Source organism: Streptomyces orinoci (assembly GCF_003121295.1).
Lineage (GTDB): Bacteria > Actinomycetota > Actinomycetes > Streptomycetales > Streptomycetaceae > Streptomyces > Streptomyces orinoci.
Window position 1 is genome coordinate 1,531,122 of the sequence record NZ_PHNC01000031.1, and the last position, 22,758, is coordinate 1,553,879.

Here is a 22,758-nt window from a genome sequence, read left to right on the forward strand (position 1 = left end):
ACAATGTGCAAAGGAAACGAGGTCGGATGATGCGTGAGCGTCCGCTGAGGGTGGCGCTGCTGGGCTGTGGAGTGGTCGGCTCCGAGGTGGCGCGCATCATGACGACGCACACGGACGACCTCACGGCGCGCATCGGAGCGCCGGTGGAGCTCGCCGGTATCGCCGTGCGCCGGACCGGCCGGGTACGCGCCGGAGTGCCCCAGGAGCTGATCACCACCGATGCCACCGCGCTGGTCAAACGCGGGGACATCGATGTGGTGGTGGAGGTCATCGGCGGGGTGGAGCCCGCCCGCTCCCTGATCACCGCCGCCTTCGAGCACGGGGCCAGCGTGGTCTCGGCCAACAAGGCGCTGCTGGCCCAGGACGGCGCCGCGCTGCACGCCGCCGCCGAGGCCAGGGGTGTGGACCTCTACTACGAGGCCGCGGTGGCCGGTGCCATCCCGCTGATCCGCCCGCTGCGCGAGTCGCTGGCCGGGGACAAGGTCAACCGGGTGCTGGGCATCGTCAATGGCACCACCAACTTCATCCTCGACCGGATGGACTCCAGCGGCGCGGGCTACTCGGAGGCGCTGGACGAGGCCACCGCCCTGGGCTACGCCGAGGCCGACCCCACCGCGGATGTGGAGGGCTTCGACGCCGCGGCCAAGGCCGCCATCCTGGCCGGAATCGCCTTCCACACCCGGGTACGGCTGGATGACGTCCATCGCGAGGGCATGACGGAGGTCACCGCCGCGGACTTCGCGTCCGCGAAGCAGATGGGCTGCACCATCAAACTGCTGGCCATCTGCGAGCGGGCCGCCGACGGCAGGTCGGTCACCGCCCGGGTGCACCCGGCGATGATCCCGCTCAGCCATCCGCTGGCCAGCGTGCGCGAGGCGTACAACGCGGTGTTCGTGGAGGCGGACGCGGCGGGGCAGCTGATGTTCTACGGGCCCGGCGCGGGCGGCTCGCCCACCGCCTCCGCGGTGCTGGGCGACCTGGTGGCGGTCTGCCGCAACAAGCTCGCCGCCTCCACCGGCCCCGGCGAGTCGGCCTACACCCGGCTGCCGGTGAGCCCCATGGGCGAGGTGGTCACCCGCTACCACATCAGCCTCGACGTGGCCGACAAGCCCGGTGTGCTGGCCCAGGTGGCCACCGTCTTTGCCGAGCACGGGGTCTCCATCGACACGGTCCGGCAGCAGGGCAAGGATGGGGATGCCTCCTTGGTGGTGGTCACCCACCGGGCCACCGACGCCGCGCTGTCCGACACCGTCCGGGCGCTGCGCCGGCTGGACACGGTGCGCGGGGTCGCCAGCATGATGCGGGTCGAGGGTGAATAGGGGAGTGAAGGAAGCCATGTCTGCAAGCAAGGCCACCCGCCAGTGGCGCGGCATCATCGAGGAGTACCGCGACCGGCTGCCGGTGAAGGACACCACCGAGGTGGTCACCCTGCGCGAGGGCGGCACCCCGCTGGTGCCCGCCCAGGTGCTCTCCGAGCTCACCGGCTGTGAGGTGCATCTGAAGGTGGAGGGCGCCAATCCCACCGGCTCCTTCAAGGACCGCGGGATGACCATGGCCATCACCCGGGCCAAGGAGGAGGGCGCCAGGGCGGTCATCTGCGCCTCCACCGGCAACACCTCGGCCTCCGCGGCGGCCTACGCGGTGCGCGCCGGGATGGTCTGCGCGGTGCTGGTGCCGGAAGGCAAGATCGCGCTGGGCAAGATGGGCCAGGCGCTGGTGCACGGCGCCCGCATCCTCCAGGTGGACGGCAACTTCGACGACTGTCTGACGCTGGCCCGTTCGCTGTCCGACAACTACCCGGTGGCGCTGGTCAATTCGGTCAACCCGGTACGTATCGAGGGCCAGAAGACGGCCGCGTTCGAGATTGTGGACGCCCTGGGCGACGCCCCCGACATCCATGTGCTGCCGGTGGGCAACGCCGGTAACATCACGGCCTATTGGAAGGGTTACCGGGAGTACGCCGCGGATGGCGTCGCCGCCCGCACCCCCCGGATGTGGGGCTATCAGGCGTCCGGTTCGGCGCCGATCGTGCGCGGGGAGCCGGTGAAGGACCCGCACACCATCGCCACCGCCATTCGCATCGGCAACCCCGCCTCCTGGAAGTTCGCCGAGCAGGCACGGGACGAATCGGGCGGACACATCGATGAGGTGACGGATCGCCAGATCTTGGCCGCCTACCGGCTGTTGGCCTCCCAGGAGGGCGTCTTTGTGGAGCCCGCCTCGGCCGCCAGTGTGGCCGGCCTGCTCAAGGCCGCCGAGGAGGGCAAGGTCGATTCCGGCCAGCGGATCGTCTGTACGGTCACCGGCAATGGCCTCAAGGACCCGGACTGGGCGGTGGCCGGTGCGCCGCAGCCGGTGACGGTGCCGGTGGACGCGGCCGCCGCCGCGCATAAGCTCGGCCTGGCCTAGCCGTTCGCGGGCCCGTACCGGCGCGGGCCCGTACCGGGACAAGTCCCGGACAAGAAGCCGGAACCCAGGGCAAATCCCCTGGAGAGCGCAGGTTGGCGTGCGACACGCATCGCGCGCCTCCTGTGCGCCCTATGTCGCCACAGAACCTTCCTTCGATAGGCTGTCCTCACTCCGCCCCGTCGCTGACCGAGCCGCACTCCACGCGGCCTTGCCGTCGCGGCCCTTGCGGATGTCGCACGTCCTGCCAAGGCCCCACCAAGGAGAGTCATCGAACGATGGCCGGTCCCGCCTTCCGCGCCGCCGCCGTCCGAGTGCGCACCCCTGCCACCAGCGCCAACCTCGGTCCCGGCTTCGACGCCCTCGGTCTGTCCCTGGGCCTCTACGACGACGTCGTGGTCAGGGTCGCCGAGTCCGGCCTGCATATCGACATCGCCGGTGAGGGCGCCGACAGCCTGCCGCGTGACGAGGCCCATCTGCTCGTACGGTCCCTGCGCACCACCTTCGACCTGCTGGGCGGGCAGCCGCGTGGGCTGGAGCTGGTGTGTGCCAACCGCATTCCACACGCCCGGGGCCTGGGCTCCTCGGCGGCCGCGATCTGTGCCGGGATCGTGGCGGCCCGGGCGGTGACCATAGGCGGCGCCGAGCGGCTGGACGACGCGGCGATGCTGGAGCTGGCCACCGAGCTCGAGGGCCACCCGGACAATGTCGCCGCCTGCCTGCTCGGAGGCTTCACCCTGGCCTGGATGGACGCCGGAGCGGCCCGGGCCATTCGGATGGACCCTGCCGATTCCATCGTTCCGGTGGTCTTCGTCCCGTCCCGGCCGGTGTCCACCGAGACCGCCCGGGGGCTGTTGCCGCGCACCGTCCCCCATGTGGACGCGGCGGCCAACGCCGGACGGGCGGCGCTGCTGGTGGAGGCCATGACCAGGCGTCCCGAGCTGCTGCTGGCGGCCACCGAGGACCGGCTCCACCAGGAGTACCGCGCCCCGGCGATGCCGGAGAGCGTGGCCCTGATGCAGCGACTGCGCGCGGACGGCATCGCCGCGGTCGTCTCCGGCGCGGGCCCCACGGTGCTCGCGCTGGTCGAGGACAGTGCGGCCGACAAGGTCGCACGGCTGGCGGGCGAGGGGTGGGCGGCCAACCGGCTGGCCCTCGACGCCGGGGGGACGAGCGTGCTTCCGCTCGCCTGAAAGGGCGGCCGGGAGCCATACCCGGCCCCGCGAAAAACGCGGTTGCCGGTCTTCGAGAGGGGGAATGTTTGTGGGATCCGGTAGTGTTAACCTCAAGTCTGCACCCGAAGCCACATCGGCTCGGTGCTCCGTGTCCCGATCAGGGACCGCTTTTCTTCCGGGAGCCTCCCAGACTGCCTGAGCAGATTCGAGCACGCTCCGGAATCGGCGTGAGCGACTGAGTGAAGCGATGCGTCTTGTCTTCACTGAATCCTTCACGCCGGCACCAATGCACTGATTTCCTCCGCCGTGATGACCGCGGCGGACCACCGCCCCGGCCGGTCGCGTACAGGACCGCAGCCGGACAGCACAACCGGTCGCCGAGCCAGACAGGCCGACGCCCGCTCCAGGGAAGGACCCCTTCGTGAGCGACACCACCGATCTGATGGGCGTGAACGCCACCGGCACCTCCGATGCCGCCACGTCCGCCACGGACGCTCCCGCCGCGCCTGCCACCGGTGCCGCCGCCCCCAGGCGGCGACGCTCCGGCACCGGCCTCGACGCCATGGTCCTGGCCGAGCTCCAGCAGCTCGCCTCCAGCCTCGGCATCAAGGGCACCGCGCGGATGCGCAAAGGCCAGCTGATCGAGGTCATCAAGGAGAGGCAGGCGGCCGGCTCCGGTTCGTCCGCCAAGACCGCCGCCGAGCCGGCCGAGGCCGCCGAGGCCAAGCCCAAGCGGCGGGCCACCTCCCGGACCCGTACGGCCGGCGCCAATGGCGCGCAGCCGGAGGCCGCGGCGGACACCGCCAGGCAGACGGCCGAGCCGGCCGCCGCCCAGCAGCAGATCGAGATCCCGGGCCAGCCGAGTGGGGGCGCCCCCCAGCTCGAGCGCAGCCGAGAGCTTGGGGGAGACGAGGCTCCGGCGGGCGAGCGGCGCCGTCGCCGGGCCACCGCGCCCAGCGGCAGCCCCGAGCCCTCCGCCGAGGCGCGCGGTGAGGCCCGTACCGAGGTGCTGACCTCGGAGAAGCCGGCGGAGGCCGCGGCGGACACCGCCGAGGGCCGTACCGCCAAGGGCGACCGCCAGGAGCGCGGCGACCGCGCCCAGAAGGGCGAGCGCCGGGAGCGCGGCCAGCGCGAGCGCGACCGCCGTGGCCGCGGCGAGGACGGCGCCCAGCAGGGCGGCCGTCAGCAGCGTCCGCAGGGCGGCGCCCAGGACGAGTTCGACGAGGACGGCGGTGGCCGCCGGGGCCGTCGCGGCCGCTACCGCGACCGCCGGGGCCGCCGGGGCCGTGAGGAGTTCGCGGGCGAGCCGCAGGTCTCCGAGGACGATGTCCTGATCCCGGTCGCCGGCATTCTGGACATCCTCGACAACTACGCCTTCATCCGGACCTCCGGCTACCTGCCGGGCCCCAACGACGTCTATGTCTCGCTGGCCCAGGTCCGCAAGAACGGCCTGCGCAAGGGTGACCATGTCACCGGCGCGGTGCGCCAGCCCAAGGACGGCGAGCGGCGCGAGAAGTTCAACGCCCTTGTCCGGCTTGACTCGGTGAACGGCATGGCGCCCGAAACCGGCCGCGGCCGCCCGGAGTTCAACAAGCTCACCCCCCTCTACCCGCAGGACAGGCTGCGGTTGGAGACCGACCCGGGCGTGCTGACGACCCGGATCATCGATCTGGTCGCCCCCATCGGCAAGGGCCAGCGCGGTCTGATCGTGGCCCCGCCGAAGACCGGCAAGACCATGGTCATGCAGGCCATCGCCAACGCGATCACCGTCAACAACCCCGAGTGCCACCTGATGGTCGTCCTGGTGGACGAGCGTCCGGAAGAGGTCACCGACATGCAGCGGTCGGTCAAGGGCGAGGTCATCTCCTCGACCTTCGACCGCCCGGCCGAGGACCACACCACCGTCGCCGAGCTGGCCATCGAGCGCGCCAAGCGCCTGGTGGAGCTGGGCCACGATGTGGTCGTCCTGCTGGACTCCATCACCCGCCTGGGCCGCGCCTACAACCTGGCGGCCCCGGCCTCCGGCCGGATCCTGTCCGGTGGTGTGGACTCCACCGCGCTCTACCCGCCGAAGAAGTTCTTCGGCGCCGCGCGGAACATCGAGGACGGCGGCTCGCTGACCATCCTGGCCACCGCGCTGGTGGAGACCGGCTCGCGGATGGACGAGGTGATCTTCGAGGAGTTCAAGGGCACCGGCAACATGGAGCTCAAGCTCGACCGGAAGCTCTCGGACAAGCGCATCTTCCCGGCCGTGGACGTGGACGCCTCCAGCACCCGCAAGGAGGAGATCCTGCTGGGCGGCGAGGAGCTGTCCATCGTCTGGAAGCTCCGCCGGGTGCTGCACGCCTTGGACCAGCAGCAGGCCATCGAGCTGCTGCTGGACAAGATGAAGCAGACCAAGTCCAACGCCGAGTTCCTGATGCAGATCGCCAAGACGGCGCCCGCGCCGGGCAACGGCAACGACTGACGGCCGGACCGGCGCTGACCACCCGGAACCTCCCCTTCACCGATGGTGAAGGGGAGGTTCCGCGTTTTGGCCGCCTCATTTGTGATCTTGCCGAGTCCTCTCCGTGACCTCCTGAGACTTCCGCCACAGCCGACGCACCCGCCGCCGTCCGTCGCACATCCGGTCGAGCGCCGGAAAGTCGCAGGTGAGAGCGGGTGTGACCGGTCCGGAAAGCCTCGCCGGAGCGGTCCGTTCTTAAGAAAGTCCTCACCTTTCGCTGTGCAACCCTGTCGCAGACCCCGCCGTCTGAGCTGGCGAACATCCGCCCGAGTGACCGGGGGCGGCAGGGGGCAGCAGCAAACCAGCGGAGGACTGAAGAGGGTATGGCTGACGACAGCAGGAGCACGGCCACGTCACGCCGCCGTGCCGGCCGGTCTCGCGGCCGCAGGCGCAAGCCCCCGGTCCGCCGCAAGGGCTGGCGAATAACGCTGTGGACGGCCGCCGCGCTGGTCGTCCTGGGCGGAGGCGGACTCGGCTTCGTCTACTACAAGCTCAACGGCAACATCCATGGCGTGGACATCAATGCCGCGCTGGGCACCGACCGGCCGGAGAACGTGGACAACGGCTCCGAGGACATCCTGGTCCTCGGCTCCGACTCCCGGGCCGGTGCCAACAAGGAGTACGGCGACGACACCGGCAGCGCCCGCTCCGACACCGCGATGATCGTCCATGTCTACGCGGGTCATAAGCAGGCCAGCGTGGTCAGCATCCCGCGCGACACCATGGTTCCCCGCCCGGCGTGCAAGACCACCGACGGCAAGGTCAGCCCGGCCGTCCGGCGGGCCCAGTTCAACGACGCCTACTCGGTGGGCGGCGCGGTCTGCGCGGTCAAGACGGTCGAGGCGATGACCGGGATCCGCATGGACCACTACCTGGAAGTGGACTTCACCGGCTTCAAGAAGCTCATCGACAAGCTGGGCGGCGTGCCCGTCACCACCACCAAGGCCATCCACGACAACAAGAGCCACCTGGACCTGCCGGCCGGCACCCACACCCTCGACGGCGAGCAGTCCCTCGGCCTGGTGCGCACCCGGCACGGCGTGGGCGACGGCAGCGACCTGGGCCGGATCAAGCTCCAGCAGGCCTTCATCAAGGCCCTGATCGAGCGGGTGAAGTCGGTCGGTCTCTTCAGCAGCCCCACCAAGCTCTACGGCCTCGCCGACACCGCCACCAGCGCCCTGACCACCGACTCCGAACTGGCCTCGGTGAACAAGCTGCTGGGCTTCGCCAATGGGCTCAAGGGCATTGGCTCCAGTGATATGCACATGGTGACGCTGCCGGTGGCCGCCGACCCCATCGACCCCAACCGGGTCGCCCCCATCAACTCCGCCTCGAAGCAGATCTGGCAGGCGCTGCACGACGACAAGCCCATCCCGGACGCCGCCGTCAAGGCGGGCGCGGGTGCCAAGACCGGCGCCGATGGCGTGGTGAAGTAGCCCGGGAATACCGGCGGGCCGACCCCCGTTTTGGGGGATACGGCCAGTGCTGGCAAACTGGTACGTCGGCCCCGGTTCACGTCCGGCAATCCCGCCGTACGACCCGGAGCCCTCCCGAACCTAGGAGAATCCCTTGAAGCGCGACATCCACCCGGAGTACGTGGACACCCAGGTCAGCTGCACCTGTGGCGCCTCGTTCACCACCCGTAGCACGATCGCCGGCGGCACCATCCGCGCCGAAATCTGCTCCGAGTGCCACCCGTTCTACACGGGCAAGCAGAAGATCCTCGACACCGGTGGCCGTGTGGCGCGGTTCGAGGCCCGCTTCGGCAAGAACGCCGGGTCGGCCAAGAAGTAGCGACCCGACGGCGCCGGTCGGCCGCCCCCCGTTGCCATGGGAGGCGGCCGCACCGGCGCTTTGTCGTCCAGCAGGCCAGCAGGCCCGTCCAGTCCTTTTCGCTTAGGGAATCCTGATGTTCGAGGCAGTCGAGGAACTCACCGGTGAGCACGCCGACCTCGAAAAGCGGCTCGCCGACCCCGCCGTACACGCGGACCAGGCCAATGCCCGCAAGCTCAACAAGCGCTATGCGGAGCTGACCCCGATCGTCTCCGTCTACCGGTCCTGGAAGCAGACCGGCGACGACATCGAGACCGCCCGCGAGTTCGCCGCCGCCGACCCGGACTTCGCCGCCGAGGTCAAGGAGCTGGAGAAGCAGCGCGAGGAGCTCACCGAGCGGCTGCGCCTGCTGCTCGTCCCGCGCGACCCCAGCGACGACAAGGACGTCATCCTGGAGATCAAGGCCGGCGCGGGCGGCGACGAGTCCGCCCTGTTCGCCGGCGATCTGCTGCGGATGTATCTGCGCTACGCCGAGCGGGTCGGCTGGAAGACCGAGATCATCGACTCCACCGAGTCCGAGCTGGGCGGCTACAAGGACGTCCAGGTCGCGGTGAAGACCAAGGGCGGCAATGGCGCCACCGAGCCGGGCCAGGGCGTCTGGGCGCGGCTGAAGTACGAGGGCGGGGTGCACCGCGTCCAGCGGGTGCCCGCCACCGAGTCCCAGGGCCGTATCCACACCTCCGCGGCCGGTGTGCTGGTCACGCCGGAGGCCGAGGAGATCGACGTCGAGATCAACCCCAACGACCTGCGGATCGACGTCTACCGCTCGTCCGGCCCCGGCGGCCAGTCGGTCAACACCACCGACTCCGCGGTGCGCATCACCCACCTGCCCACCGGGGTGGTCGCCTCCTGCCAGAACGAGAAGAGCCAGCTGCAGAACAAGGAGCAGGCGCTGCGCATCCTGCGCTCCCGGCTGCTGGCCGCCGCCCAGGAGAAGGCCGAGGCCGAGGCCGCCGACGCGCGCCGCAGCCAGGTGCGCACCGTGGACCGCTCCGAGAAGATCCGGACGTACAACTTCCCGGAAAACCGGATCTCGGACCACCGGGTGGGCTTCAAGGCGTACAACTTGGACCAGGTACTCGACGGCGACCTGGACGCGGTGATCCAGGCGTGTGTGGACGCCGACTCGGCGGCCAAGCTCGCGGCCGCCCAGTAACGTCCGCAACGTTGGTCATGGAGCGCAACAGGAGGAAGGCCCAGTGAACCTGCTGCTCGCCGAGGTGGCACAGGCCACCCAGCGGCTGGCCGACGCCGGCGTGCCCTCCCCGCGCTTCGACGCGGAGGAGCTCGCCGCCTGGGTGCACGGCGTCAAACGCGGTGAACTGCACCAGGTGGCCGACGCCGACTTCGACGCCCGCTACTGGGAGGCCATCGCCCGCCGGGAGGCCCGCGAACCCCTTCAGCACATCACCGGCCGGGCCTTCTTCCGCTACCTGGAACTCCAGGTGGGCCCCGGGGTGTTCGTGCCCCGGCCGGAGACCGAGTCGGTGGTCGGCTGGGCCATAGACGCGGTACGGGCCATGGACGTGGTGGAGCCGCTGATCGTCGATCTGTGCACCGGCTCCGGCGCCATCGCGCTGGCCCTGGCCCAGGAGGTGCCCCGTTCCCGGGTGCACGCCGTGGAGCTGGACGAGGGGGCGCTGGCCTGGGCGCGCAAGAACATCGAGGGCTCCCGGGTGCAACTGCACCACCAGGACGCCCTCCAGGCGCTCCCCGAGCTGGACGGCCAGGTGGACCTGGTCATCAGCAACCCCCCGTACATCCCGCTCACCGAGTGGGAGTACGTCGCCCCCGAGGCCCGCGACCACGACCCGGAGCTGGCCCTGTTCTCCGGCGAGGACGGCCTGGACACCATCCGCGGCCTGGAGCGCACCGCCCACCGGCTGCTGCGCCCCGGCGGCGTGGTGGTCATCGAGCACGCCGACACCCAGGGCGGACAGGTGCCCTGGATCTTCACCGAGGAGCGCGGCTGGGCCGACGCGGCCGACCACCCGGACCTGAACAACCGGCCCCGGTTCGCCACCGCGCGAAAGGCGATGCCGTGACGACGGCAGCGGCAGCACAGACATTCACCCCGTACCAGGAGGTTGGCTAGAGATGGCACGGCGTTACGACTGCAGCGACGCGACCGACCGCAAGACCGGTCTGCGCGAGGCGGCCGCCGCGGTCCGCCGCGGCGAACTGGTCGTGCTGCCCACCGACACCGTGTACGGCATCGGTGCGGACGCCTTCAGCCGGGAGGCCGTGGGCGACCTGCTCCAGGCCAAGGGCCGCGGCCGGGGCATGCCCTCGCCGGTCCTGATCGGCTCGCCCAACACCCTGCACGGGCTGGTCACCGACTTCTCCGAGCAGGCCTGGGAGCTGGTGGACGCCTTCTGGCCGGGCGCGCTGACCCTGGTCGCCAACCACCAGCCCTCGCTGACCTGGGACCTGGGCGAGACCCGGGGCACCGTGGCGGTGCGGATGCCGCTGCACCCGGTCGCCATCGAACTGCTCACCGAGTTCGGCCCGATGGCCGTCTCCAGCGCCAACCTCACCGGCCACCCGGCCCCGCAGACCTGCGACGCCGCCCAGGAGATGCTGGGCGACTCGGTCTCCGTCTACCTCGACGGCGGCCCCACCCCGGCCGATGTGCCCTCCTCCATCGTGGACGTCACCGGCAAGGTGCCCGTCCTGCTGCGCGCCGGTGCCATCAGCGCCGAGCAGCTCCGCGAGGTGGTACCCGAGCTCGAGGTGGCCAATTGATCGCCCCGCAGGGGCGTGGCATAGCGGGACCGGAGCAGACCACCGACACCTTCCGCATCCTCCACGTCAGCACCGGCAATGTCTGCCGCTCGCCGATCACCGAGCGGCTGACCCGCCATGCCCTCACCGAGCGCCTGGGCGACCCCCTCGCCGGCGGCCTGGTGGTGGAGAGCGCCGGCACCTGGGGGCACGAGGGCGCGCCCATGGAGGCGCACGCCGCCACCGTGCTCTCCGACTTCGGCGCCGACGCCCAGGGCTTCACCGGCCGGGAGCTGCTGGACGAGCACGTCATCCGGGCCGATCTGGTGCTCACCGCCACCCGCGACCACCGCGCCCAGGTCATCTCCATGGGGCACTCGGCGGGCCTGCGCACCTTCACCCTCAAGGAGTTCACCCGCCTGGTACGGGCCATCGACCCGGCCACCCTGCCCGCCCCGGACCACCCCGGCGGCATGGTCGAGCGCGCCCGTGCCCTGGTGCAGGCGGCCGCCGCGCTGCGCGGCTGGCTGCTGGCCCCGGATGCCGAGGCCGACGAGGTGCACGACCCCTATGGCGCCCCCATCACCTTCTTCCGCTCCATCGGCGATGAGATCAACCAGGCGCTGGACCCGGTGGTGACGGCGCTCACCGGCGTCCCCGCTCCGGCGTAGGCGCTGCATACGCCCGGCCGCGGGCCTACATTGGGTGGTGAGCACCCCTTCTTCGGCGCACTGCTGCATCGGAGCCCACGATGCCCGTCACACCCGCTCCGGCCAGGGCCGCCGCCGCGGCCGACGTCCCCGTCCCGGGTCCCGGCCGGGGTCCGGGCTTCGAGGCCCTGCTCAGACAGGACCCCGAGGTCGCGGACCTCCTGCTCGGCGAGGAGGCCCGGCAGTCCTCCGGCCTTCAGCTGATCGCCGCCGAGAACTTCACCTCCCCCGCGGTGCTGGCCGCCCTGGGCTCCCCGCTGGCCAACAAATACGCCGAGGGCTATCCGGGCCACCGCCACCACGGCGGCTGCGAGGTGGTGGACATGGCCGAGCGGATGGCCATGGAGCGGGCCAGGACGCTGTTCGGCGCCCAGCACGCCAATGTCCAGCCGCACTCCGGCTCGGCCGCGGTGCTGGCCGCCTATGCCGCCCTGCTGCGGCCCGGTGACCGGGTGCTGGCCATGGGGCTGCGCGAGGGCGGGCACCTCACCCATGGCTCGCCCGCCAACTTCTCCGGCCGCTGGTTCGCCTTCACCGGCTATGGGGTGGACCCGCACACCGGCCTGATCGACTATGCCCGGCTGCGCGCGCTGGCCCGGGAACTACGGCCCCGCGCCATCGTCTGCGGCTCCATCTCCTACCCCCGCCACCTCGACTACGCCCTGTTCCGGGAGATCGCCGACGAGGTGGACGCCCATCTGATCGTGGACGCCGCGCACCCCATCGGCCTGGTCGCCGGGGGAGCGGCGCCCAGCCCGGTGCCCTACGCCGATGTGGTGTGCGCCACCACGCACAAGGTGCTGCGCGGCCCGCGCGGCGGGCTGCTGCTGTGCGGGGAGCGGCTGGCCGAGCGGATCGACCGGGCGGTCTTCCCCTTCACCCAGGGCGGGGCGCAGATGCACACCGTGGCCGCCAAGGCGGTGGCCTTCGGCGAGGCCGCCACCCCGGCCTTCGCCGAGTACGTCCACCAGGTGGTGCGCAATGCCCGGGCGCTGGCCGCCGCGCTGGCCGAGCAGGGCCTGGCCATTGCCACCGGGGGCACCGACACCCATCTGATCACCGCCGATGTGGGTCCGCTGGGCCTGGAGGCCACCGCCGCCCGCGGCCGGCTGGCCGCCGCCGGGATCGTCCTGGACACCTGCGGACTGGCCGCGCACGGGGCTACCCGGGGCCTGCGGCTGGGCACCGCGGCGGTCACCACCCAGGGCATGGGGGAGCCGGAGATGACCCGGGTGGCAAAGCTGATGGGCGCCGCCCTGGGCGGTGCCCAGGGGGTACGCGAGGAGGTGGCGGAGCTGGCCCGGCGGTTCCCGCCGCCCGCCATCGGGTCCTGAGCCGGCCGCAACCGCCGGGGGGTCATCAACGTCCTCATCTGCATTCACCGGATACCCCCGCCCGCGCTTATGGTGGTGGGCTGTGATGTCCTGCGAGAACCCTGGGGCGGCCCGTGCGTGAATACCTGCTGACGCTGTGTGTCACCGCGGCGGTCACCTATCTGCTGACCGGCCCGGTTCGGAAGTTCGCGATCGTGGCCGGTGCCATGCCGGAGATCCGTGCGCGTGATGTGCACCGCGAACCCACCCCACGGCTCGGCGGCATCGCGATGTTCGGCGGGCTGTGCGCGGGACTGCTGGTGGCCGCGCATCTGACCAGCCTCAAGCCGGTCTTCCAGGCGTCCAACGAACCCCGCGCGCTGCTCTCCGGCGCCGGGCTGATCTGGCTGCTGGGCGTGCTGGACGACAAGTGGGGCGTGGACGCCCTGGTGAAGCTGGGCGGCCAGATGATCGCCGCAGGTGTGATGGTGCTCCAGGGCCTGACCATCCTCTGGCTGCCGGTCCCCGGCGTGGGCACGGTGGCGCTGACCCCGATGCAGGGCACCCTGCTGACCGTCGCCCTGGTGGTGATCACCATCAACGCGGTGAACTTCGTGGACGGCCTGGACGGCCTGGCCTCCGGCATGGTGTGCATCGCCGCGGCGGCGTTCTTCCTGTACGCCTACCGCCTCTGGTACGGGCACAACGTGGAGTCCGCGGCCCCGGCCGCACTGTTCGCCATTGTGCTGATGGGCATGTGCCTGGGCTTCCTGCCGCACAATATGCACCCCGCGCGGATCTTCATGGGCGACTCCGGCTCGATGCTCATCGGGCTGGTGATGGCCGCGGGCGCCATCTCCATCACCGGGCAGCTGGACCCGGACGCGATAAGCCTGTTCACCGGCTCCGAGCGGGCCACCACCCAGAGCATGGTGCCGGTCTACATCCCGCTGCTGCTGCCGCTGACGGTGATCGCGGTACCGGCCGCCGACCTGGTGCTGGCGGTGGTGCGGCGCACCTGGAACGGCCAGTCGCCGTTCGCGGCGGACCGCGGGCATCTGCACCACCGGCTGCTCCAGATCGGCCACTCGCACAGCCGGGCGGTGCTGATCATGTACTTCTGGTCGGCGCTGATCGCCTTCGGCACCGTGGCCTACTCGGTGCACTCGGGCAGCGGGTGGCTGTTGCTGCTGGTGGTGGCCTTCAGCGCGGTGGGGCTGGTGCTGCTGCTGATGCCCCGCTTCACCCCCCGGGTGCCCTCCTGGGCCCAGTGGGCGGTCCCGCCGCGCTACCGCAGTACGCCGCCCCAGCAGGCCGGCCCCGAGGAGACCGCGCTGGCCGAGGAGGCCGCCGCCCGGATGGGGCTGCATGGGTGCACCGCGGTGGGGGAGCGCCAGCGCTTCGCCTCGGCTCCCAAGACCGGCGGCTAGCCGGGACCAGCCACCGGAAACGCCCGTACCAGACCCCGGACCGCCCGTCAGTCCGGGGACGGGCGGCTTGACCCTTGCGTGTGACGGGCGGCACACGATATAGGTAAAGGCCTCATCAAATAGTTTGTGATACCGTTCACTAAACCCGGTGGCTGAACGAAGGACCGTAGTGCGACGGCCCTTCGGTCGCGAGTCCCCTCGTGCGCCCGGGATACGCTCGTCCCCGACGAATCGTTGCTTCCAACTCCGCCGGAGAGACCCTTCATGCAGGCCAACGACGCCCGAATGCCGGTTCAGTGCGCCGTGCCGACAGCTGCTGTCGGTGTAGTCGCCATCGCCGTAGGTTTCGCACTCGCCGGAGGAAAGGGAGCCATCGGTTCCGCCGTCGGCGTCCTGCTGACGCTCCTGGTCATGGGCGGCGGGCTGCTCGGCCTGCAGCGGACGGCCAGGCAGTTCCCGCAGCTGTTCCAGGCCATGGGCCTGCTGCTGTACATGACCCAGTTCCTCTTTGTCGCGGTGTTCCTGATGGTGTTCAAGGGCACCACGCTCTTCAGCCCCAAGGCCTTCGCCTTCTCGCTGCTGGCCGCGACCCTGACCTGGATCGCCGCCCAGGCCCGCGCCTGGATGAAGGCCAAGGTCTTCTATGTGGATCCGCGGCCCGTGGACGCCGAGAAGCCCGCGCCGAGCGGCTCCCCCTCATGAGCGGTAGGGCCGAGATAAATGCTTGCGTGCTCACCTGCTATCGTCCGGTGCCATCTGAGGTGCAGCGGACGCGGATGACCGGATCCCCGTTTTCAACGGAAGAGAGCCGGACGTCGGCGCAGCTGATGCCCGTGATGTCTTTCGGCCACCGGCCGACCTGCCGCACCCCCATCCGTAAGACCAGTCCAGTGCCGTTCCGTGGCTGCACGCCGCGCCGACACAACGAGGTTGCCGTACCTATGCGCCACGCCGAAGGAGCTCGCGGTGAGTGCTGACCAGATGCTCGCCTTCGAGACCGATTGCCACATCTTCAACGGGTGCGGCTTCCCGGCCCCAGGGCTCCACTCGTTTGTCTTCAAGCCGCTGTTCACCATCGGCGGGGTCGAGTTCAACAAGCCCATGCTGCTGGCTGTGTTGGGCTCGCTGGTGGTCGTCGGCTTCTTCTGGGCGGCCTTCGGCCGCGCCAAGGTGGTGCCGGGCAAGCTGCAGATGATCGGTGAGGCCGGTTACGACTTCGTCCGCCGCGGCATCGTCTACGAGGCGCTCGGCAAGCGAGTGGGCGAGAAGTATGTGCCCTTCATGGTCTCGCTGTTCTTCTTCGTCTGGATGATGAACCTCTGGTCGATCATCCCGGTCGCCCAGTTCCCGGTGACCTCGATCATCGCCTACCCGGCGGGCCTGGCCGCGGTCGTCTATGTGATGTGGGTCTTCCTGACCTTCAAGAAGCACGGCTTCACCGGCGGCTGGAAGAACATCACCGGCTACAACAAGGAGCTGGGCTGGGTCCTGCCGCTGATCGTGGTGATCGAGGCCCTGTCGAACCTGATCATCCGGCCCTTCACCCACGCGGTCCGGCTCTTCGCCAACATGTTCGCCGGCCACCTGCTGATCGTGATGTTCACCATCGCCAGCTGGTACCTGCTGAACGGGGTCGGCATCGCCTACGCGGGCGCCTCGTTCCTGATGACCGTCGCGATGACCGCCTTCGAGCTCTTCATCCAGGCCGTCCAGGCGTACATCTTCGTCCTCCTGGCCACCAGCTACATCCAGGGCGCGCTCTCCGAGCACCACTGAGCACCCCCGTCCCGCCCCAGTTCAACCCCTAACGTCCGGTGGCCAACCCCCATCGGTCCGTGAAAGAGAAGGAAGTAACGGCATGTCCGCTGCTCTCGACATGGTCAACCTCGCCTCCGACAAGGCCTTCACCGGCAGCGCCAGCGCCATCGGCTACGGCCTCGCCGCCATCGGCCCCGGCGTCGGCGTCGGCATCATCTTCGGCAACGGCACCCAGGCCCTGGCCCGTCAGCCCGAGGCGGCCGGCCTGATCCGCACCAACCAGATCATGGGCTTCGCCTTCTGTGAGGCGCTCGCCCTGATCGGCATCGTCATGGGCTTCGTCTTCAAGTAAGCCCAGCGACCACCCTTTTCGACGAAAGGCACTGATGTGAACGCCCTGGTCATGGCGGCGGCCGAGGAGGCGGAGAACCCGCTCCTCCCGCCGATCCCAGAGCTTGTCATCGGCCTTATCGCCTTCCTCATCGTCTTCCTGTTCCTCGGCAAGAAGCTCCTCCCGAACATCAACCGGGTTCTGGACGAGCGCCGGGCGGCCATCGAGGGCGGCATGGAGAAGGCCAAGGCAGCCCAGGACGAGGCTCAGCAGGCACTCGAGGACTACCGGGCCCAGCTCGCCGACGCCCGCCACGAGGCCGCGCGGCTGCGCCAGGAGGCGCAGGAGCAGGGCGTCGCGCTGATCGCCGAGATGCGGGCCGAGGGCCAGCGGCAGCAGGAGGAGATCATCGCTGCCGGTCACGCCCAGATCGAGGCCGACCGCCAGGTCGCCACGGCCACGCTCCGCCAGGACGTCGGCAAGCTGGCGATCGACCTGGCAGGCCGGATCGTCGGTGAGTCCATGACGGACTCCGCGGTGCAGAGCCGCACCATCGACCGCTTCCTGGACGCCCTGGAGGCCAAGGCGGCCGAGCAGAAGACGGAGGCCGGCCGGTGAACGGAGCGAGCCGCGAAGCCCTGGCTTCCGCACGTGAGAGCTTCGACGCGCTGGCGGACAACACCGCCGCCGACGCCGAGAAGCTGGCCCAGGACCTTGCCGCCGTCACCGCGCTGCTCGACCGCGAGGTGTCGCTGCGCCGGGTCCTCACCGACCCGGCGCAGGCCGGCGAGGCCAAGGCCCAGCTGGCCGCCCGCCTGCTGAGCGGCCAGGTCGGCGAGGAGTGCGCCGAGCTGGTGGCCGGTGTGGTGCGGTCCCGCTGGTCCTCCTCGCGCGACCTGGTGGACGCGCTGGAGGAACTGGCCGCGACCGCCGAGCTGGTGGCCGCACAGCGGGCCGGCGCCCTGGACGACGTCGAGGACGAGCTGTTCCGCTTCGGCCGGATCGTCTCCTCCGACTCCGCACTGCGCGCCGCGCTGACCGACAAGGTGGCCGCCCGTGCCGCCAAGGCGCAGTTGCTGCACAGCCTGCTGGGCGGCAAGGCGCACCCGGTCACCGAGCGTCTGGTTGTCCGGCTGGTCACCGCCCCGCGGGGCCGTAGCCTGGAAGCGGGCCTCACCGCCCTGTCCAAGCTGGCGGCGGAGCGCCGTGACCGGATGGTCGCGGTGGTCACCTCGGCGGTACCGCTGAGCGACGTCCAGAAGCAGCGCCTCGGCGACGCTCTGGCCGGACTCTACGGACGCCGTGTCCACCTCAACCTGGATGTGGACCCCGAGGTCCTCGGCGGCGTCCAGGTGCGGATCGGCGACGAGGTCATCAACGGCACCATCGCCGACCGGCTCGCCGAGGCGGGCCGCCGGATGGCCGGCTGACCAGCCACCAACTCAAGAGCAGTACTGACGGCCCGAGTTGGGCCGTCCTGTGGGGCCGGGCCCCGCAGGCAAGAAATACTTCGGGCCCAACAAGGAGAGCAGGGAACCCAGATGGCGGAGCTCACGATCCGGCCGGAGGAGATCCGGGACGCGCTGGAGAACTTTGTCCAGGCGTACAAGCCGGACGCGGCCTCGCGCGAGGAGGTCGGTACGGTCAGCGTTGCCGGCGACGGCATCGCGAAGGTCGAGGGCCTTCCCTCGGCCATGGCGAACGAACTGCTGAAGTTCGAGGACGGCACCCTCGGCCTCGCCCTCAACCTCGAGGAGCGCGAGATCGGCGCGGTCATCCTCGGCGAGTTCAGCGGCATCGAGGAGGGCCAGCCGGTGCAGCGCACCGGTGAGGTGCTCTCCGTCGGTGTGGGCGAGGGCTACCTCGGCCGCGTCGTAGACCCGCTGGGCAACCCGATCGACGGCCTCGGCGAGATCAAGACCGAGGGCCGCCGCGCCCTCGAACTGCAGGCCCCCACGGTGATGCAGCGCAAGTCGGTCCATGAGCCGATGGAGACCGGCTACAAGGCCGTTGACGCCATGACCCCGATCGGCCGTGGCCAGCGTCAGCTGATCATCGGCGACCGCCAGACCGGCAAGACCGCCCTGGCGATCGACACGATCATCAACCAGCGTGCCAACTGGCGCACCGGCGACCCCAACAAGCAGGTCCGCTGCATCTATGTCGCCATCGGCCAGAAGGGCTCCACCATCGCCGCGGTCCGCGGCGCCCTGGAGGAGGCCGGCGCCCTGGAGTACACGACCATCGTCGCGGCTCCGGCGTCCGACCCGGCGGGCTTCAAGTACCTGGCCCCCTACACCGGTTCCGCCATCGGCCAGCACTGGATGTACCAGGGCAAGCACGTCCTGATCGTCTTCGACGACCTGTCCAAGCAGGCCGACGCCTACCGTGCCGTCTCCCTGCTGCTGCGCCGTCCGCCGGGCCGTGAGGCCTACCCGGGCGACGTCTTCTACCTGCACTCCCGGCTGCTGGAGCGCTGCGCCAAGCTCTCCGACGACATGGGTGCCGGTTCGATGACCGGTCTGCCGATCGTCGAGACCAAGGCCAATGACGTCTCGGCGTTCATCCCGACCAACGTCATCTCCATCACCGACGGCCAGTGCTTCCTGGAGTCGGACCTGTTCAACGCCGGCCAGCGCCCGGCGCTGAACGTCGGTATCTCGGTGTCCCGAGTCGGTGGCTCGGCCCAGCACAAGGCCATGCGCCAGGTCTCCGGCCGACTGCGTGTGGACCTCGCCCAGTACCGCGAGCTGGAGGCCTTCGCCGCCTTCGGTTCCGACCTGGACGCGGCCTCCAAGGCGGCCCTGGAGCGCGGCAAGCGCATGGTCGAGCTGCTGAAGCAGACCCAGTACGCCCCGTACGCCACCGAGGACCAGGTCGTCTCCATCTGGGCCGGCACCACCGGCAAGATGGACGATGTTCCGGTGGAGGACATCCGCCGCTTCGAGCGCGAGCTGCTCGACTTCCTGCACCAGAGCCACAAGGGCCTGATGACCAGCATCGTCGAGGGCGGCAAGATGTCCGACGACACGCTGCAGGCGCTGGGCGACGCGGTGGAGTCCTTCAAGCAGCGCTTCGAGACGTCGGACGGCAAGCTGCTGGGCGAGGGCTGAGCATGGGTGCCCAGCTCCGGGTCTACAAGAGGCGGATCAAGTCCGTCTCCGCGACCAAGAAGATCACCAAGGCGATGGAGATGATCGCCGCCTCGCGCATCGTCAAGGCACAGCGCCAGGTGGCCGCGTCCACTCCGTACGCCAGTGAGCTCACCCGGGCAGTGACCGCGGTTGCCACCGGGTCGAACACCAAGCACCCGCTGACGACCGAGGCGGAGAACCCGGTACGGGCCGCGGTCCTGCTCGTCACGAGCGACCGCGGTCTGGCCGGCGGCTACTCCTCCAACGCCATCAAGGCGGCGGACAAGCTCACCGAGCGGCTGCGCGCGGAGGGCAAGGAGGTCGTCCACTACATCGTCGGCCGCAAGGGCGTCTCGTACTACGCGTTCCGCGAGCGCCCGGTCGTCGATGCGTGGACCGGGTTCACCGACAGCCCGACCTACGCCGACGCCAAGAAGGTGGCGGACCCGCTGATCCAGGCCGTCCTGACGGACACGGCCAAGGGCGGCGTGGACGAACTGCACATCGTCTTCACCGAGTTTGTGTCGATGATGACGCAGAACCCGGTCGAGAAGCGGCTGTTGCCGCTCAGCCTGGAGGCGACGGAAGAGGAGTCCGAGACGGCGAAGGACAAGATCCTTCCGCTGTTCGACTTCGAGCCGTCGGCCGAGGGCGTGCTCGACGCGCTGCTGCCGCGCTATGTCGAGTCCCGGGTCTACAACGCGCTGCTGCAGGCCGCGGCTTCCGAGCACGCGGCCCGCCGCCGGGCGATGAAGTCCGCGACCGACAACGCGGAAGAGCTCATCAAGTCGCTCAAGCGGCTTGCCAACGCGGCCCGACAGGCCGACATCACCCAGGAAATCAGCGAGATCGTCGGTGGCGCGAGCGCCCTGGCCGACGCGACCGCGGGGAGTGACCGATAAATGACCACCACTGTTGAGACGGCTGCTGCGGCGGGCCGCGTCGCACGGGTCATCGGCCCCGTCGTCGACGTGGAGTTCCCCGTCGACGCGATGCCGGAGATCTACAACGCGCTGACCGTCGAGGTCGCCGACCCGGCCGAGGCCGGCAAGAAGAAGACCCTGACCCTGGAGGTCGCGCAGCACCTGGGCGAGGGCCTGGTGCGCGCCATCTCCATGGAGCCCACCGACGGTCTGGTCCGCCAGGCCCCGGTGACCGACACCGGCGAGGGCATCACCGTCCCGGTCGGCGATGTCACCAAGGGCCGGGTGTTCAACACCCTGGGCCGGATCCTCAACGAGCCCGAGGCCGAGGCCGAGGTCACCGAGCGCTGGTCCATCCACCGCAAGGCCCCGGCCTTCGACCAGCTCGAGTCCAAGACCGAGATGTTCGAGACCGGTCTGAAGGTCGTTGACCTGCTGACCCCGTACGTCAAGGGCGGAAAGATCGGTCTGTTCGGTGGTGCCGGTGTCGGCAAGACCGTGCTGATCCAGGAAATGATCATGCGTGTGGCCAAGCTGCACGAAGGTGTTTCCGTCTTCGCCGGCGTCGGTGAGCGCACCCGTGAGGGCAACGACCTCATCCAGGAAATGGAAGAGTCGGGCGTTCTGGACAAGACCGCGCTGGTCTTCGGTCAGATGGACGAGCCCCCGGGCACCCGTCTGCGCGTCGCGCTGGCCGGCCTGACCATGGCCGAGTACTTCCGTGACGTCCAGAAGCAGGACGTGCTGTTCTTCATCGACAACATCTTCCGCTTCACCCAGGCCGGTTCCGAGGTCTCCACCCTGCTGGGCCGGATGCCCTCCGCGGTGGGTTACCAGCCGAACCTGGCGGACGAGATGGGTCTGCTCCAGGAGCGCATCACCTCCACCCGTGGTCACTCGATCACCTCGATGCAGGCGATCTACGTCCCCGCGGACGACCTGACCGACCCGGCCCCGGCCACCACCTTCGCGCACCTCGACGCGACCACGGTGCTCTCCCGTCCGATCTCGGAGAAGGGCATCTACCCGGCGGTGGACCCGCTGGACTCCACCTCCCGCATCCTGGACCCGCGTTACATCGCGCAGGACCACTACGACTGCGCCCGCCGCGTCATCGGCATCCTGCAGAAGTACAAGGACCTCCAGGACATCATCGCCATCCTCGGCATCGACGAGCTCGGCGAGGAGGACAAGCTGGTCGTGCACCGCGCCCGCCGCGTTGAGCGCTTCCTGTCGCAGAACACCCACGCGGCGAAGCAGTTCACCGGTGTGGACGGTTCGGACGTCCCGCTGGACGAGTCCATCGCGGCGTTCAACGCCATCTGCGACGGTGAGTTCGACCACTTCCCGGAGCAGGCGTTCTTTATGTGCGGTGGTCTTGAGGACCTGAAGAACAACGCCAAGGAGCTGGGCGTCTCCTGAGCATCCCGATGCTCGCGGTCCGGGGGCGGGGCACCTCCGCCCCCGGACCGTACGTCCCCTATTCTTTGACCCAACGCCTGCCTGCCCGGCAGGTGTCCAACCCGAGGAGCCACGTTGGCTGCTGAGCTGCACGTCGAGCTGGTCGCGGCGGACCGGAGCGTCTGGTCCGGCGAGGCCACCCTGGTCATCGCGCGTACCACATCGGGTGACATCGGCGTCATGCCCGGCCACCAGCCGCTGCTCGGTGTGCTGGAGTCCGGCCCGGTGACCATCAGGACCACCGACGGCGGTTCCGTCGTCGCCGCGGTGCACGGGGGGTTCATCTCCTTCGCGGACGACAAGCTTTCGCTGCTCGCGGAGGTCGCGGAGCTGGCGGACGAGATCGATGTCCAGCGCGCGGAGCGGGCGCTGGACCGTGCCAAGTCGGAAGCCGACGCGGCCGCCGAGCGGCGCGCGGCCGTCCGGCTGCGTGCGGTCACGGGCGTTCACTAGCCCGGGACCGACCAAGAACATCCCTCAGCCGCGGGCCGCCTGGAACAATCCGGAGCGGTCCGCGGCTGAGGCAGTACAGGTGCGGTTGCTCTGGATCATGCGAGGAGGTCGGTGGTGATGGTCCTCGCTCTGCTCGTGGGCGGCATCGTCGTGCTGCTGGTTCTGCTGGGTCTGTTTGTCTTCGGCCTGCGCCGGCGGCTCATCCAGCGGTCGGGCGGCACCTTCGACTGCAGCCTGCGCTGGAACGTTTCCGAGGAGCCGGCCGAACCGGCGGGCAAGGGCTGGGTCTACGGCGTCGCCCGCTACAACGGCGACCGGATCGAGTGGTTCCGGGTCTTCTCCTACGCTCCACGCCCGCGCCGGGTGCTGGAGCGTGCCTGTATCGAGGTGGCGGAGCGCCGTCCCCCGCTGGGCGAGGAGGAGTTGGCGCTGCTGTCCGACGCGGTGGTGCTGGTCTGTCTGCACCGGGGCACGCGTCTGGAGCTGGCGATGAGCGAGGACGCGCTCACCGGCTTCCTGGCCTGGCTGGAGGCGGCGCCGCCCGGGCAGAGAGTCAATGTGGCTTAAATAAAAGGTGTCTCTCTGAATGGGGGTACCTCCC

22 protein-coding genes are annotated in these 22,758 nt (G+C 70.0%); all 22 read left to right on the plus strand.

What is annotated here, in order from left to right; genetic code table 11:
• Window positions 1-26: 26 nt before the first annotated feature.
• The 22 genes from CV755_RS29370 (at window position 27) to CV755_RS29475 (ending at window position 22,724) form a co-directional block, all read left to right on the plus strand.
• On the plus strand, window positions 27-1,319 hold the full coding sequence (locus CV755_RS29370) for a homoserine dehydrogenase (RefSeq protein ID WP_109283265.1): 1,293 nt from the start codon (window positions 27-29) through the stop codon (window positions 1,317-1,319).
• 16 nt (window positions 1,320-1,335) lie between these two features.
• Entirely contained in the window at window positions 1,336-2,409 is a 1,074-nt protein-coding gene (gene thrC, locus CV755_RS29375) for a threonine synthase (RefSeq protein ID WP_109283266.1), read from the plus strand.
• Window positions 2,410-2,684: 275 nt separating this feature from the next.
• On the plus strand, window positions 2,685-3,599 hold the full coding sequence (gene thrB, locus CV755_RS29380) for a homoserine kinase (RefSeq protein ID WP_109283267.1): 915 nt from the start codon (window positions 2,685-2,687) through the stop codon (window positions 3,597-3,599).
• 403 nt (window positions 3,600-4,002) lie between these two features.
• Window positions 4,003-6,048, plus strand: coding sequence for a transcription termination factor Rho (gene rho / locus CV755_RS29385; RefSeq protein WP_109283268.1), 2,046 nt, complete (start codon window positions 4,003-4,005; stop codon window positions 6,046-6,048).
• A 362-nt stretch (window positions 6,049-6,410) separates the two neighbouring features.
• Window positions 6,411-7,523, plus strand: a complete 1,113-nt coding sequence (locus CV755_RS29390) for an LCP family protein (RefSeq protein ID WP_109283269.1) — start codon at window positions 6,411-6,413, stop codon at window positions 7,521-7,523.
• Between the two features lie 133 nt (window positions 7,524-7,656).
• Entirely contained in the window at window positions 7,657-7,881 is a 225-nt protein-coding gene (gene rpmE, locus CV755_RS29395) for a 50S ribosomal protein L31 (RefSeq protein ID WP_109283270.1), read from the plus strand.
• A gap of 115 nt (window positions 7,882-7,996) precedes the next feature.
• The gene (prfA, locus tag CV755_RS29400; RefSeq protein ID WP_109283271.1) at window positions 7,997-9,076 is read left to right on the plus strand and encodes a peptide chain release factor 1; all 1,080 of its coding nucleotides are present in this window, start codon (window positions 7,997-7,999) and stop codon (window positions 9,074-9,076) included.
• A gap of 43 nt (window positions 9,077-9,119) precedes the next feature.
• A complete protein-coding gene (gene prmC / locus CV755_RS29405) occupies window positions 9,120-9,965 on the plus strand; it encodes a peptide chain release factor N(5)-glutamine methyltransferase (protein ID WP_109283272.1) in 846 nt (281 codons plus the stop codon).
• Between the two features lie 52 nt (window positions 9,966-10,017).
• Complete coding sequence (locus tag CV755_RS29410) at window positions 10,018-10,665, plus strand: L-threonylcarbamoyladenylate synthase (RefSeq protein ID WP_109283273.1); 648 nt, start codon at window positions 10,018-10,020, stop codon at window positions 10,663-10,665.
• Entirely contained in the window at window positions 10,662-11,315 is a 654-nt protein-coding gene (locus tag CV755_RS29415; protein ID WP_109283274.1) for an arsenate reductase/protein-tyrosine-phosphatase family protein, read from the plus strand. Before CV755_RS29410 ends, CV755_RS29415 begins: the two co-directional genes overlap by 4 nt.
• Window positions 11,316-11,395: 80 nt before the next feature.
• A complete protein-coding gene (locus CV755_RS29420) occupies window positions 11,396-12,688 on the plus strand; it encodes a serine hydroxymethyltransferase (protein ID WP_109283275.1) in 1,293 nt (430 codons plus the stop codon).
• Window positions 12,689-12,801: 113 nt separating this feature from the next.
• Window positions 12,802-14,097 (plus strand): MraY family glycosyltransferase, encoded by a 1,296-nt coding sequence (locus CV755_RS29425; RefSeq protein ID WP_241561439.1) that lies wholly within the window; start codon window positions 12,802-12,804, stop codon window positions 14,095-14,097.
• A 264-nt stretch (window positions 14,098-14,361) separates the two neighbouring features.
• Window positions 14,362-14,799, plus strand: coding sequence for a Cg1360 family ATP-synthase-associated protein (locus CV755_RS29430; RefSeq protein ID WP_109283277.1), 438 nt, complete (start codon window positions 14,362-14,364; stop codon window positions 14,797-14,799).
• Window positions 14,800-15,078: 279 nt separating this feature from the next.
• Window positions 15,079-15,873 (plus strand): F0F1 ATP synthase subunit A, encoded by a 795-nt coding sequence (gene atpB / locus CV755_RS29435; RefSeq protein ID WP_109283278.1) that lies wholly within the window; start codon window positions 15,079-15,081, stop codon window positions 15,871-15,873.
• Window positions 15,874-15,955: 82 nt separating this feature from the next.
• The gene (gene atpE / locus CV755_RS29440) at window positions 15,956-16,207 is read left to right on the plus strand and encodes an ATP synthase F0 subunit C (RefSeq protein WP_193553496.1); all 252 of its coding nucleotides are present in this window, start codon (window positions 15,956-15,958) and stop codon (window positions 16,205-16,207) included.
• Window positions 16,208-16,243: 36 nt separating this feature from the next.
• Window positions 16,244-16,804 carry a F0F1 ATP synthase subunit B gene (locus CV755_RS29445; RefSeq protein WP_109283280.1) on the plus strand — a complete coding sequence of 187 codons (561 nt, stop codon included), beginning with the start codon at window positions 16,244-16,246 and terminating at the stop codon, window positions 16,802-16,804.
• Window positions 16,801-17,616, plus strand: a complete 816-nt coding sequence (locus CV755_RS29450) for a F0F1 ATP synthase subunit delta (protein ID WP_109283281.1) — start codon at window positions 16,801-16,803, stop codon at window positions 17,614-17,616. Before CV755_RS29445 ends, CV755_RS29450 begins: the two co-directional genes overlap by 4 nt.
• A gap of 111 nt (window positions 17,617-17,727) precedes the next feature.
• Window positions 17,728-19,299 carry a F0F1 ATP synthase subunit alpha gene (atpA, locus tag CV755_RS29455; RefSeq protein WP_109283282.1) on the plus strand — a complete coding sequence of 524 codons (1,572 nt, stop codon included), beginning with the start codon at window positions 17,728-17,730 and terminating at the stop codon, window positions 19,297-19,299.
• Between the two features lie 2 nt (window positions 19,300-19,301).
• Window positions 19,302-20,222 (plus strand): F0F1 ATP synthase subunit gamma, encoded by a 921-nt coding sequence (locus tag CV755_RS29460; RefSeq protein WP_109283283.1) that lies wholly within the window; start codon window positions 19,302-19,304, stop codon window positions 20,220-20,222.
• Window positions 20,223-21,665, plus strand: coding sequence for a F0F1 ATP synthase subunit beta (gene atpD / locus CV755_RS29465; RefSeq protein ID WP_109283284.1), 1,443 nt, complete (start codon window positions 20,223-20,225; stop codon window positions 21,663-21,665). It begins immediately after the preceding gene.
• Between the two features lie 114 nt (window positions 21,666-21,779).
• Window positions 21,780-22,157 (plus strand): F0F1 ATP synthase subunit epsilon, encoded by a 378-nt coding sequence (locus CV755_RS29470; RefSeq protein ID WP_109283285.1) that lies wholly within the window; start codon window positions 21,780-21,782, stop codon window positions 22,155-22,157.
• Window positions 22,158-22,274: 117 nt separating this feature from the next.
• Complete coding sequence (locus CV755_RS29475; RefSeq protein WP_109283286.1) at window positions 22,275-22,724, plus strand: DUF2550 domain-containing protein; 450 nt, start codon at window positions 22,275-22,277, stop codon at window positions 22,722-22,724.
• Window positions 22,725-22,758 lie beyond the last annotated feature (34 nt).